The following is a 13,547-nucleotide window of genomic DNA, read 5'->3' as shown; positions in this document are numbered from 1 at the left end:
CTCCCCGGTTCGGTGTCATCGCTGCGAACTGTCGCGCTCAGCGCAGCAGGTACTGGTTGAGCAGGTTCTCGTAGCGTTCCTGCTTGCCGCTGGTCTGGTGGGGCTCACCGCCCTTGGCACCCAGTGCGGCCAGGTCCGTGAGGCTGAGCGCGCCTTGCGCGAACTCCTTGCCGGCACCAGTGTCGAAGCTGGCGTAGCGCGCCGTGCGCCACTGTTCCAGCGGCGAGTCGTTGAGCAGCGCGTAGGCCACTTCCAGCCCGCGTGCGAATGCGTCCATGCCGCCGATGTGGGCGATGAACAGGTCTTCCATGTCGGTGGATTCGCGGCGCAACTTGGCATCGAAGTTCAGGCCGCCCTCCAAGCCGCCCTGCCGCAGCACGACCAGCATCGCGCCCACCGTGTCGTAGAGGTCGGTCGGGAACTGATCCGTATCCCAGCCGTTCTGCGCGTTGCCGCGGTTGGCGTCGATGCTGCCCAGCAGGCCGTGGTCCGAGGCGACCTGCAGATCGTGCTCGAAGGTGTGGCCGGAGAGCGTGGCGTGGTTCGCCTCGATATTGAGCTTGAAGTCCTTGTGCAGGCCATGCTCTTTCAGGAAGCCCGCCACGGTCGCGCTGTCGAAGTCATACTGGTGCTTCATCGGCTCCATCGGCTTGGGTTCGATCAGGAAGTTGCCCTTCAGGCCGATGCTGCGGCCATAGTCGCGCGCCATCGTGAGGAACCGCGCGAAGTGATCGACCTCGCGCTTCATCTGCGTGTTCGCCAGCGAGGCATAGCCTTCGCGGCCACCCCAGAACACATAGTGTTCGCCCCCCAGTTCAACCGTCGCCTCCAGGGCGGCCTTCACCTGCACGGCGGCGCGCGCCACCACGGCGAAATCCGGATTGGTGGACGCACCATTCATGTAGCGCGGGTGCGAGAACAGGTTGGCCGTGCCCCACAGCAGCTTCATGCCGGTCGCATCCTGCCGGGCCTTGGCCAGGCCCACCATGTGCTTCAGGTTCTTCTCGTACTGGGCGACGTCGTCCGCATCCGGCGCCAGGTCGATATCGTGGAAGCACCAGTACGGCACGCCCAGCTTGGTGAAGAACTCGAACGCCGCGTCCACCTTCGCCTCGGCAGTCGCCATCGGCGAGGCGCGTTCCCACGGGAAATTACGGGTGCCCGGACCGAACGGATCATGCCCGGCGTTGCAGAAGGTGTGCCAGTAGCAGGCCGCGAAGCGCAGATGATCCTGCATCGTCTTGCCACCGATGACCTTGTCCGCGTCATAGACCTTGAACGCGAGCGGATTGTCCGAGCCCCGGCCTTCGAAGGGGATGCGGCCGATGCCGGGGAAGTATTCCTTGGCGCCGATGAAGGGTTGATTGCTCATGGTGCGTCTTCCTGTCGTTGTGCGAGGTGGTGCGTAGAGGGATCAGCCGCGATACAGCGGCGTGAGGGCGTCGAGATGTCGCAGGAAACGTGCATAGGCCGTGGCATAGGCGTGCGTACGCATCGGATCCGGATGAGTGGACTGCAGCGGATCGACCGCAACGTGCCGGTCCGCGATATCGGCGATGGAGGCGGCGTCACCGCGCGCGTGACCCAGCGCCCACAGGGCCTGCAATGCCGCACCGAACGCCGCCCCCTCGGACTGGGTCGGCACGTCCACCGGCAGGCCGAAGACATCGGCCACCATCTGCCGCCACTGCGCGCTGTTGCTGCCGCCACCGGTCAGCACGATGCGGTCGAACCGCATGCCCGCGCGGACGAAGGCGTCGTAGCCATACTTCAGGCTATAGGTGGCGCCTTCCATGGCCGCGCGGTAGAGGTGTGCCGGGGTCATGTTCGTCGTGTCCAGACCGGCCAGGACGCCCTTGCCCAGCGGCAGGTCCGGCGTGCGTTCGCCATTGAGGAACGGCAGCATCACCAGGCCGTCGGCACCGGGGGTTGTGGCACGCAGGTGCCCATCGCCATCGCGGGTGCTGAAGCCGAAGGCGTCGGCGACCTGTTCGGTCACCACGGTGCAGTTCATTGTGCAGATCAACGGCAGCCAGCCACCGGTGGACGAGCAGAACGCGGCCCAGGCGCCGTCCGGATCGACCACGGGCGTGTCCGAATAGGCGAACAAGGTGCCCGAGGTACCCAGGCTCATCGCCAGGCGGCCGGGCACGACGCAGCCGGTACCGATGGCCGCCATCATGTTGTCGCCCCCGCCAACCGCAATCTTCACCGTCCCGGGAAGCCCCAATACGCCCGCCGTGGCCGGATCGATGTCGAACAGTTCGTCGGGCGCGGCGATGCGCGGCAGGCAGAGGGCCAGGTCGCGCTCCGGATCGGTCGCGCGCAGCAGGTCGGCTGACCAGGTCCGGGTGCGCACGTCCAGCCAGCCCGTGCCCGACGCATCGCCATACTCGCAGAAGCGCTGCCCAGTCAGCACGAAGTTGAGGTAGTCGTGCGGCAGCAGGATCGTGGCCAGCCGGGCGTAGGCGTCGGGCCGGTGCGTCTTCGTCCAGGGCAGTTTGGACGCGGTGTAACCGGTCAGGATGGGGTTGCCGGCCAGCGAGATCGTGCGCGCTGGTCCGCCGAGTGCGTCCATGATCAGCACGCACTCGGCCGAGGTGCTGGTGTCGCACCACAGCTTGGCCGGTGCGAGGACCTCCCCCGCGGCGTCGACCGGGACGAAGCCGTGCTGTTGCCCCGATACCGCCAGCGCGGAGATGCGGGAACGAACCTTGGAATCGATCGCACGGAAGCAGGCCTGAAGGGCTGCGACCCACGCGGCCGGCTGCTGCTCACGGCTGCCATCGGCGGCGGACGCCAGGTCCAGAGGGGCGCTCGCGCTGGCAATGAGCTGCCGCCCGGCGGGGTCGTACACCACGACTTTCAGACTCTGTGTACCCGCATCGATTCCTGCAACCAGATCCATCTATCTCATCCCGTGGGTGTATGGAGGTAGCGCTACCATTTCTGTGCAGCAGCGTGCTGCCCTGCTAGGCCAGGGCTGAGGCCCGTGGCCAGACGTCCTGCGCCGCCCTGCAGTAGCGTTCGATGAACGCTGCCTGCGACGGCATCGTCGCGGCCGCCTGCTCCACCGGCTGGCGGAGCCGCATCAACAGCGTGCGCAGGTCCGCGTCGCTGATGGCAGCGGCAAGCGGGTGCGGAGGTCCCGGCTGGATCCCCTGCCCCATCAGCACGCTCGTCCAGGAGTCCACCCGGAACAACTCGCCGGGGTCCTGCCAGGCATGCGCACGTTCGCGCCAGGCGCGCAGGCGGACCGCGAGCGATTCGGGCAGCTCCATCTCCCGACAGGCCTTCCACATCGGCTCGTCGCGCTGGTTGGCGTGGTAGTGCAGGATGATGAAGTCGCGCACATGCTCCATCTCCTGGCGGCTGACATCGTTGTACAGGTCCATCAGCGCCGGGCTGATGCCGTCGAACGGGAACAGCTGGATCAGGCGCACCACCGCACTGATGGTCAGATGGATGCTGGTCGACTCCAGCGGCTCGATGAAGCCGCTCGCAAGACCCAGCGCCACCACGTTCCTGTTCCAGGCCTTCAACCGGCGCCCGCTGCGGAACGGCACCAGCCAGGGATCGCGCAGCGGCGGCCCGTCGACGTCACGCAGCAGCTTGGCCTGCGCTTCGTCGTCGGACATGTGGCGGCTGGAGAACACCAGGCCACAGCCGACCCGGTGCTGAAGCGCGATATGCCATCGCCACCCGGCTTCGTGCGCGATGGCGCGGGTGTACGGCACCGGCGGGCCGACCGACTCGGTCTGCACCGCGACGGCGCGGTCACTGGGCAACCATTCGTTCCAGTCCTCATAGCCGGTATGCAGGGTCTGCTCGGTCAACAGGCCGCGGAAGCCAGTGCAGTCGATGAACAGATCGCCCTCGATGACCTGCCCGTCTTCCAGCACCAGGGAGGCAACGGAGCCGTCATGCGGATGTTGCCGCACCTCGCGGATCTTGCCTTCCACCCGGCGCAGCCCGTGGCCTTCAGCTTTGCGGCGCAGGAATTTCGCGTAGAGCCCGGCGTCGAAGTGATACGCGTAATTGACCTGGGGCTGGGTCTGCAGCGAGAACCGGTCCTCCCGCGAGGCCACGCTTTCCAGGCAGAAATCGCCCAGGTCCGACGGCATGCCGCGGCGCAGGCTGTCCAGCCAGAAGTGGTGGAACGGCGTAGCCCAGGTGCCCTGCCCGATCGTGCCGAACGGATGGATGAAGCGGTCGCCGGGCCGACGCCAGTTCTCGAACGAGATCGAGAGCTTGAACGTGCCCGCGACGGCCTGCAGGAACTCCTGCTCATCGATCTGCAGGAAACGGTGGAACGTGCGGATGGGCGGCACGGTCGACTCGCCGACACCCACCGTACCGATCTGCTCGGACTCCACCAGGGTGATGTCGAGCTGGTCGCGGAACTGGTGCGCCAGCGCACAGCCGGCCAGCCAGCCTGCGGTGCCGCCCCCGGCGATGACGACCTTGCGGATGCGCCCTTCGGTTGTGTTCGCCACGTTCAATGCGGTGCTCCCATCAGCGGTTGAGTCGAGCCAGCAACTGGGCGCGCATGCGGCGCGCCTGCGTCTCGTCGAAGGGTGCCAGGTCGCCCCGGGCGGCGTCGGGCAGGTGCTGCCCTGCCCGCTCACCCGGACCGAATACGTAGTACTCGAAGATCTTTGCCCAGGCCTGCTTCTCGCGGATCGGCAGATCGCGCACGGCCCACATCGCGTGATGGAGTGCCGGCAGCGGTGAGGACAGGAAGGCCGGCGAACTGCGCCACCAGTAGTTCAGCAGCACATTGAACGGCGCGAGGCTGCGCACGTGGTGCCACCACAGGCCAGGAATGAAGATCGCATCCCCCGGTTCGAGCTCGGCGCTCTGCGCGCTTGCCAATGCATCACGGAACCGTGGATGGCGCGCGAAGTCCGGGCGGTCGAAATCCACCACGCTCACCACCTGCCCGCCCGGGGTGGGTTCCAGCGGCCCCGGATACAGATTGTCGATCTGCTCGGGAGGGAAAAGCGTGAACCGGCGCCGGCCCACGGCGCAGCACGCCAGGTTGTCCGGGGTGTCGAAATGGCAGGAGGCGGTCACGCGGTTGCCGATCCAGATGCACGCCGAGGCCTCGATGCCCTGCCCCGCAAGCCCGGCGTCGTTGGCCTCCGCGAAGCCGGGCAGCGCCCGATCGATCAGCAGCGACGCGAGATAGTAGGTGGGTGGCCTCGGGTCGTCGAGATGATCGGCAATCCCGTCCAGCACCTGGCTCAACACCCCACGCCGGACCTCGACGTTCAACCGGGTGAAATCCGCGTTGTAGAACGGGCGCCCCTCGATCTCGGGTCCGCCGAAGGAGTATTGGACAGGGATTCCCGCATCGAAGCCGCGCAGATACCCCATCGCCGCCTGCGTGGAGCGCAACCCCGCCTGCACCAGCCCCCAGTCGCGCGCGATGCCGCGCAGCACCACCGGCTCGCCGGCGGCCACCAGCGCCTCCAGCGGAAGCGCGCCGGGCTCCAGGTCTTCCAGGGTCCGCATGGCAACGCCGTCCTGCACGGGTCAGTTCCTGCCCGCCGCCGCAGCGGCATCCTGCAGGCGCAGACGTTTCTGCTTCTCGGCGATCAGGCGCCGCATGTTGTGCAGCGATGCCAGCATCAGATACGCACCTTCCAGGTAGCCGGCGCGGTTGAGCTCGGCAAGGGCGGGGCCATCCAGCTGGCCAAGCCGGTCACGGTCGATGGCGTGCAGACCGTTGATACCCACCCGATGCTCCTGGGCGATCTGCACGTCGAGCGTGATCGGTTGAATGAGTCCTTTGGCATCGAGCGCGGCAAACATCTGCGCGCCGAAGGCGTGGCCATCGTGAATGCCACGCAGCACGCCTGCGATATGGTCCAGATACGGTGTGTTGCCCCCCTGCGGCAGGAACACCGGCTCGCCCTGCATCGCATTCACGCGCGGATGATCCAGATCCACGTGCAGCACCGCTTCCTGGATGAGCGTGCCATCGATCTGGTTGTCCTGGAAGCCGATGAGGAACGGTCCCTTGGCTGCCGCCCCGGGCAGGTAGGACGCATTCCATCGGCCGTCCTGCAGGAACAGATTTTCGTGCTGCTCGAACCCGAGCAGGGCCACGGACTGCCACTCGCCCGTGGCGGCGTCCCTGCGAAGGAAAATGGGATATTCGCGCTGCAGTTCGGCGAACTCGCTCGGGTAGGCCGGGACCATGCCGACCGCGTCGCCGAACTCGGGGCCGAAGTCGGTGGCCACGCGCAGATCGCGGTGGGCGATGTTGTTGAGCATTTCGTAACGCGGCATGGTGTTCTTTCAACCCCATCAGGACCCTTGAACGGGTGCCGCCGCCAGGGCAGCGGCACCCCCACACATCAGAACCGGTAACGAACGCCAAGCATATAACGCGGACTCTGGTCTGCCAGCTTCACGATCATCTGCGAGGTGCGCGAGCGCCAGCGGACGTCCTCACCGGTCAGGTTGATCGCCTCCAGCCCAAACGACCAGTGATCATCCAGGGTGTAGTTCACGCTGAGATCCCACTGTTCGTAAGCTTCCACGTAGTACGGATTACGGCTGGCGCCCTGGTTGGCCAGGATCAGGTACTGGTCACGCCAGTTCCAGGCCAGGCGCACCGACCAGCCGTATTTTTCGTACATCAGCATGGCGTTGGCAGTATCACTGAGGCCGGTCAGCGAGAACTGGTCGATGCCCGGGTCGCCCCCGTTGTTGTAGCCGACATCGCCGTTCACGAGGGTGTAGTTGGCCAGGACGCCGAACCCGGTGTCGCCGAAGAAGTACTGCCCGCCGAGCTCCCAGCCATGCAGCTTGGACTCGTTCTGGTTGATGGGCCGGTTGACGTTGAACTGGTACAGCGGGTCGGCCGCCGTGCCATACAGATCGTAGCTGGCTTCGGTGGCCAGGACCTGCGCGTCCGTACCGTTGTAGGCACCCAGCCCGGCGGGATTGTTGCGCAGCAGCGCCAGCGCGGTGAACAGCGCGGTGTCGTTGCCGTTGCAGGCCGCCGCATTGGCCGCACCGACCTGGGTCACGCAGGCGCCGCTGTTGAGGAACGCCAGCGCCGACTGTGCATCCGGGCCGGAAGTGGGATCCCGCAGGCCGTACAGGTTCTCCTGGACCACGGTGTTGCCGATGAAGTTGGCGACCCGCTTGTTCCAGTACGTGACGGACACGTAGCTCGCGTCAGCGAAGTACCACTCCAGCGCCAGGTCGAGGTTGTCCGATTCCAGCGGCTTCAACTGCGGGTTCTGTGCCGTGCCGCTGGCCCGCGACGACGGATCGATCAGCACGGAGCCGAACGGCTGCTGTGCGGTCGGGCCTGCATAGAGGTTGCCGATCGGCGCGCGCGCGATGCTCTTGCCGAACGAGACGCGCCCCTTCAGGTCGTCCATGAGGTCGATGCTGAAGTCGAGGTTGGGCAGGATGTAGCTGTAGCTGTTCTTCTCGGTGAAGGGCTGTTGCTCGTCGGACAACACCACGCGGAAGTCGTTGTTGGACTGCCATTCGATCGCTTCCGGAATGGCGATGACCGACGTCGACACCACATCGGTGGTTTCATAGCGCACGCCCAGACGGGTATTGGTGCGCAGGCCGCCCAGCTCGCCGTCCAGTTCGACCTGGAAATAGGCCGATTTGGTCTTCTCCTCCACCAGGTTGTCGGCGGCGCGCTGCGGACTCACGCCGAGACTGGCGCCATAGTTGTCCGCCGCCCACTGCGCGAGGCGGCCCGCATCGCCGCGCCAGGCGGTGAAGCTGTTGGCATTGAAGTCGTTGAACAAGCCGACGATGTTGACCGGCTGCAGCAGGTCCATCAGCCCGTTGGCAACATCCCCGTCCACGTTGGCCACGCCCCAGTCGCCCAGGGTGTTGTAGTTCTCCGCGGCCTGGATGCGGTGGGTGGTCTGCTTGCTCGAGTCCACGCCAAACTGGAAGCGGCCCTTGTCGAAGCTCCACTCACCGTCGACGCGACCCTGCTTGATCTCGCTGATCTGGGTCTGCGAATTGACGCGCAGCACCTGCGACCCGATCTCGCCGGGCACGAAGCCTGGATTGACCACGCCGTTGGTCTTGGCGAGGGCATCGGCCGTGCTCGGGTACCAGACCTGGGTGCCCACCGGCAGGCCGTTGTTGAAGTTCATTTCCTGCACCCACGACCCACCGCAATGCGGTCCGGTGGTGCAGTTGTTGGTGCCGGCGATGCTGCTGAAGATGGAGCCGCCCCCGGTGAGCGGATCGTTCGGCCGGCTTTCGTTCTTCGAGTCGTGCGCGTCGAAGCTCAGCTTGAAGCGGTCGGTGACGTTCCACTGGGCATTGAAGCCGAGCGATCCCAGCTTGTACTTCTGCATGCTGCGCTGCTGTTCAAGCCCGAAATCCTTGGTCCCCGCCACTTCGCGGATGTAGATCGGGGTTGCGACCGCGCCGCTGGTGTCGAAGGTGACATCGGTGTAGTTGCTGTTCTGCAACCACATGCCCTGTTCGCCACGATTCTCGGTGATCTCGTTCGTCGAATAGGTGTAATCGAGGGTCAGGGTCACCGCGTCGGTCGGTGCGAACTGCAGCACCGCCTGGCCGTTGACGCGCTCACGCTCGAACTCGGAGAACGCATAGCGGAGATCGTTCGGGCGACCGTACAGCGCGCCTATCGCCGGTGCGTTGACCACGGTCGGGTTGCCGGGCAACGTGCCGGTCCACGGCTGGATGTTCCAGTAGTTGTTGGTGGCCTGCACCGAGCCGCCCTTGCGCTTCTGGTAGCTCGCACTCACACCCACGCCGAAGGTCTTTTCCGGGTTGCTGTAGCTGAAGATACCGGACAGTTCCGGCGTCAGGTCGCTGTCGAACGGCTGGCTCTGGTCGGAGACGACCTTCGCACCGGCACTGGCGACGGTGCCATCATGGTCGAACGGCCGCGCCGTCAGAATGTTGATGGTGGCACCGATGCCACCGCTGGGCACATTGGCCTGGCTGGTCTTGTAGACCTCGATGCCGTTGATGGCCTCGGCGGCCAGTTGGGCGAAGTTGAACGCGCGGGTGCCGCCGTCGACGCCGCCGATGGCGACCTGTCCCGAGGCACCGAACGCATCAGCACCCGGCATCTGGCGCCCGTTGAGCGTCACCATGTTGAACTGCGGGCCAAAGCCTCGGGCCGTGACCTGCGCGCCTTCGCCATCACGGCGCTCGATGGAGATGCCGGTGATGCGCTGCAGGGACTCGGCCAGGTTGGTGTCCGGGAACTTGCCGATGTCCTCGGCACTGATCGCATCCACCACGCCGGCCGAGTCGCGTTTGATGTCCATCGCCTGGCTGAGGCTGTTGCGGATGCCGGTGACCTGCACGGTATCCAGCTGCGTCGGGCTGCTGGGCTGGGCCTGCGCTTGGGCGACGGGCGCCGGCGTTGAGGCGTCCTGTGCGAAGGCGGGATTGATGACCAGGACGCCGCCCACAAACGTGAACATGGCCCTGGAGGTGAACTTCGCCAGCGTGCGGCTCATGAACGAGCCCCCCGGCCTTGGGTACGACGGAACGTAGAAGCGCTCATGACTCTCCCCTCTGACATATACGATCGAATGGATGTACCGCCCCTCCTGGGGGCACGTACGGGCGATGCCCGTCTTCCACACCGAACATCGCAGTGCGCTGTGCGCTCACTGCGACTCACACTCGCTTTCAGGCTTGCCAGAACAGCCGCGTGGTAAAGGGGGGGGTACCCACTGGTCCTTACCCCGGCCAGGTGGTAGCGCTACCATCACGTCACGGCCGCAGACTAATCATCCGGGGTCGCGCTTGTCATCATGCAGCGCAGCAAAGGAAACGAGCCCTTGAAGAACAGCCACAGAACCGTCCGTCGAAAAGCGAGTGCCATCACCATCGACGACGTCGCGGCGCACGCCGGGGTATCCGCCATGACGGTGTCCCGCGTCATCAACGGCCATGCGGGGGTGCGCGAAGGCAACCGCGAGCGTGTCATGCGCAGCGTGCTCGAACTGGACTATCGGCCCAATCCTGCGGCGAGCGCCCTGGCGGCGGCGCAGCACACCTGCATCGCGTTGATCTACACCAATCCCAGCGCCAGCTATCTTCGCGAACTGCTGGTCGGGGCCCTGCGCGGCTCCACCCGGGCCGCGGCGCAGTTGGTGATCGCCACCTGGGACGACCTGGGCACGCAGGCGCGTCGCGAGGCGGCACGGCAACTGTCCAGCAGCGTGGCGGGCGTGATTCTTCCCCCACCCCTGTGTGAGTCGAAGGACATCGTCGACGAATTCCTGCTCGGCGGCATTCCCGTCATCTCCATCGCGTCCAGTCATTTCAGTGACAGGGTGTCCTGTGTGCGCATTGATGACCGCCAGGCCAGCCATGACATGGTGTCGCACCTGATCAGCCAGGGACATACCCGCATCGGCTACATCAAGGGTGATCCGAATCAGACCGCCAGCGCGCACCGCTGGCAGGGCTACCGGGATGCGCTGGCTGACGTGGGCATCGCGTACGACGCTGCACTCGTCCAGCCCGGCTGCTTCACCTACCGCTCCGGACTGGAGGCGGCCAAAGGGCTGCTGGCCCTGCACACGCCGCCCAGTGCGATCTTCGCCAGCAACGACGACATGGCGTCTGCCGTTGTTTCCGTGGCGCACCGTCGCGGCCTGGAGGTGCCGCGCGATCTGTCGGTGGTCGGTTTCGACGACACCTCCGCGTCGACGATGGTGTGGCCGGAGCTGACCACGATCCGTCAACCGGTGGCGGAGATGGCGGACACTGCCATCGACATCCTGTTGCGCGAGATTCGACCCCCCTCTGCTTCGGCGCGCGGCATCGTCAACCATGTGCTTCCGCACCAGTTGGTCACGCGGGCGTCCGTATCGCGGCCTTTGCGGGCCCTGTAGTGGCCGCACATCAAAGGTCACTGGCCCGCAGGGCCTGCATCACGTCCGTAGGCACCTGGCACGGGCGCTGTGGATCGCTGTCCACACGCCAGCCGCTGCCCAACAGGACGCCCGACTCTCCTTCCTGGCCTCGTTGCTCCGACACGCAGTGAACTGCACTCGCCAGCACCTGCCCGTCACCCCCCAGCCATTGCTTCAGCCCATAGGTCATGTCGCCCACGGTCATGCTCCCGAGCGACAGTGCCAGAACCTCCGGCACATGCTCGCCGCCCTCGCGCACGGAAACTCTGTCCATCCCGCCCGAATCGAACGTCCGACGCACCAGCATGCGCAGGGCACCGTCGAACAGAGTGACCTGGCTTCTCCAGTCACCATCGCGCCCCACGTCCTGCCGCGCCCAGACTCTTTGTGCCGACAGGGGCAGGATTTGGGCATAGATCGGCGGCAGCAGTTCGCGGCCATCGGGCAACAGCATTCCGTAGCGTCCGTCGCGGAGGAAAATCAGATGCGTTGGCGTCAGTTCTTCGACAGCGCCGAAAGACGGCGCTACGACCTTGCCCAGCGATGTGTTGTAGAGGTGGCTGTTGCCTTCTACATCCTCCGCCACCAGCAAGGGGGGCGCGACGTAGCGCTCCTGCAGCCGCAGCCCGCTGGGCAATAGATGCGGTCGCAGAGCGGCGTCAATCCATAGTCGCGGCGCTTCCTCTCCGGCCAGCGTACCCATGGCACCGGCGTGCGCCGATCGGACGTTGAGCACGTCCGACTGCTCAAACAGCACGCTACCCTCACAATCCAGGATCGCAGCACCGTTGCCGCCATAGTCCTGGCGTAGCCGCCATGGAAGTTCAGGATGTTCGTTGAAGCCCATGGTCTGCGTCTGGGCCCGTACCTTCCCACGCGCGTCCACAATCGGCTCGACGCCTGACTCGGTGCGCAGCAGCCAGCGCCCCGGGCAGTACTCCACGATCATGCCGGTACCGGACGCCGGGAGTGCGGCAAAGTGTCCATCATCCAGCAGCCAGCCGCGTTCGGGCGTGTCGCTGTCGAGGCCATTGGCATGGCGGCGGACCTCCAGTGGTTGGTCTGCGGTGCTGTCGGCCGCAACGCTGCTGCGATAATGCGGCCACAGCGCGATGCCCTGATACCGTGCGCGGTCCACACCCACGCCCGCCGCATCGACACGCCTCCAGGTATCCAGCTTACGCAGCCACCACCCCTCTCCAGCCGCGCGCGCCTCGTCGAAGTCCCCCTCAAACAGCACTGCGCCGCCTTCTTCCTGCACGCGACAGGAGGCCATCTCGTAGTCGCCACAGATCACATAGGCCTTGCGACCTGCGAAGGGCCCGCCTACCCATATCTCGTGTGCCTGGATGCGCAGGACTTCGAGGCCGTCCAGACTGAAGATGCGCGCCCCACCCCTACGGCCCTGCCACGCTATCCGATCCGGCGCGACGAACCTCCAGTCCCCGGATTCGCGCGTCGGTTGGAAGTGAACCTTCCCCTGCGCATCTGCCAATCCGGTACCGAGGTAGCTGTCCTGCTCATCGCGCAGTTCGACCTTCCATAGTGTGTTGCTGCCTTCAAGGCGGTCGCCGTACCGGATGCCACCTGAAGACTCGCGCAGCATGTGGCCTTGGCCGTCGAACCACTGCGGCCGGGTCTGACGACCGTGCTCGCTTCCGTTGTACCAGCCCGTTCGATACCAGCGGTCGGCAGACAAGGGAACCATCCTTGCTGCGTTGGGCGCTACCAGCAGGCGGCCATCCGCGCTGATCAGCGGCTCACCCTCGAATCCGCTCAACTGCGGTGCGAACGCGCCAGGGGCCGCCATCGCCAGGCTCGGGGTCCACAGCACCCAGCAGAGGAAAATGCGTTTCATCGAGAAGGCCGTCAAAAGCAGCGGTGCAGATTACACGTTGGAGGGCACCGATGCAGCGAGTCGAGAGCCATCTTCCAAGCCGCGCAGCTGCGACGTATCGAGACGCCCCATCTGAGATCGACGGCCTGCATGAGGAACGCCGCTACCTTACAAGCGGCGACCCAGAACCTGGCCCGGCCAACCGTCTATGGTGAAGGTCGACAGCCTTTCGTAACCGCACGATTCGTAGAAACGCACCAGGTCGCCACTGCCTCCGCCATAGCAATCCACGCGCAGGTAGGCGACGCCCGCGGCACGTGCCTGCTCGTCGGCGAACGCCATCAGCCGGCGGCCGATACCGCGCACGCGCGGATCCCGCGAAGCAACCAGCACACGGACATAGAGCTCTGGCCCGGTCGCCGCGGGCACGTAAGGCATGGCCTCGCCCAGCGCCAGGAATGCGCGTACCTCACCCTGCCCTGTTTCAGCCACCCAAGCGCCGGGCAGCGTGCAGGCGTCGGTCACCTGGGTGATGCGGCGCGGAATGGACGACCATGCTTCGCTGCCCCACTGCTGCGGGTTGCCGATGGCCACGAACCACGCAATCACTTCGTCGAACAACCGCAGCACAGCGGATGTATCGGTCACCCTGGCGCGACGGATGGTCAGCGCTTCCTTTCCTGGATCAGTCACGCATGTCACTCCTGCCGGTGGCGCTACGCCACGTCCAGCAGTAGTTTGCCGCCATCTGTGGCAGACACCAAGTCTACCGACCCGATGTCTGCGCGATATCGTGCACT

At 65.7% G+C, this 13,547-nt stretch carries 9 protein-coding genes; 1 reads left to right on the top strand and 8 read right to left on the bottom strand.

The features are described from left to right. Positions 1 to 37: 37 nt before the first annotated feature. The 6 genes from xylA to HDC96_RS04275 form a co-directional block, all read right to left on the bottom strand. On the bottom strand, positions 38 to 1,372 hold the full coding sequence (gene xylA, locus HDC96_RS04300; protein ID WP_179458892.1) for a xylose isomerase: 1,335 nt from the start codon (positions 1,370 to 1,372) through the stop codon (positions 38 to 40). Positions 1,373 to 1,414: 42 nt separating this feature from the next. Next, the gene (gene xylB / locus HDC96_RS04295; protein ID WP_179458891.1) at positions 1,415 to 2,908 is read right to left on the bottom strand and encodes a xylulokinase; all 1,494 of its coding nucleotides are present in this window, start codon (positions 2,906 to 2,908) and stop codon (positions 1,415 to 1,417) included. A gap of 64 nt (positions 2,909 to 2,972) precedes the next feature. After that, positions 2,973 to 4,502 carry a tryptophan halogenase family protein gene (locus tag HDC96_RS04290; protein ID WP_179458890.1) on the bottom strand — a complete coding sequence of 510 codons (1,530 nt, stop codon included), beginning with the start codon at positions 4,500 to 4,502 and terminating at the stop codon, positions 2,973 to 2,975. A gap of 13 nt (positions 4,503 to 4,515) precedes the next feature. After that, on the bottom strand, positions 4,516 to 5,535 hold the full coding sequence (locus HDC96_RS04285; RefSeq protein ID WP_179458889.1) for a cupin-like domain-containing protein: 1,020 nt from the start codon (positions 5,533 to 5,535) through the stop codon (positions 4,516 to 4,518). 3 nt (positions 5,536 to 5,538) lie between these two features. Beyond that, complete coding sequence (locus HDC96_RS04280; RefSeq protein ID WP_179458888.1) at positions 5,539 to 6,297, bottom strand: SapC family protein; 759 nt, start codon at positions 6,295 to 6,297, stop codon at positions 5,539 to 5,541. Between the two features lie 68 nt (positions 6,298 to 6,365). Continuing rightward, positions 6,366 to 9,500: a TonB-dependent receptor gene (locus HDC96_RS04275; protein WP_179458887.1), complete on the bottom strand. Its 3,135-nt coding sequence runs from the start codon at positions 9,498 to 9,500 to the stop codon at positions 6,366 to 6,368. Between the two features lie 327 nt (positions 9,501 to 9,827). Here HDC96_RS04275 and HDC96_RS04270 point away from each other — a divergent pair, with 327 nt between their 5' ends. Next, positions 9,828 to 10,889 carry a LacI family DNA-binding transcriptional regulator gene (locus HDC96_RS04270; protein ID WP_257018588.1) on the top strand — a complete coding sequence of 354 codons (1,062 nt, stop codon included), beginning with the start codon at positions 9,828 to 9,830 and terminating at the stop codon, positions 10,887 to 10,889. 10 nt (positions 10,890 to 10,899) lie between these two features. Here HDC96_RS04270 and HDC96_RS04265 read toward each other — a convergent pair whose 3' ends face one another. Both HDC96_RS04265 and HDC96_RS04260 read right to left on the bottom strand, forming a co-directional pair. Next, positions 10,900 to 12,768, bottom strand: a complete 1,869-nt coding sequence (locus HDC96_RS04265) for a hypothetical protein (protein ID WP_257018587.1) — start codon at positions 12,766 to 12,768, stop codon at positions 10,900 to 10,902. Between the two features lie 147 nt (positions 12,769 to 12,915). Next, positions 12,916 to 13,440, bottom strand: coding sequence for a GNAT family N-acetyltransferase (locus tag HDC96_RS04260; protein ID WP_179458885.1), 525 nt, complete (start codon positions 13,438 to 13,440; stop codon positions 12,916 to 12,918). Positions 13,441 to 13,547: the final 107 nt, after the last annotated feature.

The organism is Stenotrophomonas sp. JAI102 (assembly GCF_013409105.1).
GTDB classification, from domain to species: Bacteria; Pseudomonadota; Gammaproteobacteria; order Xanthomonadales; family Xanthomonadaceae; genus Stenotrophomonas; species Stenotrophomonas maltophilia_AA.
This window is presented reverse-complemented; position numbering and strand designations above follow the sequence as displayed.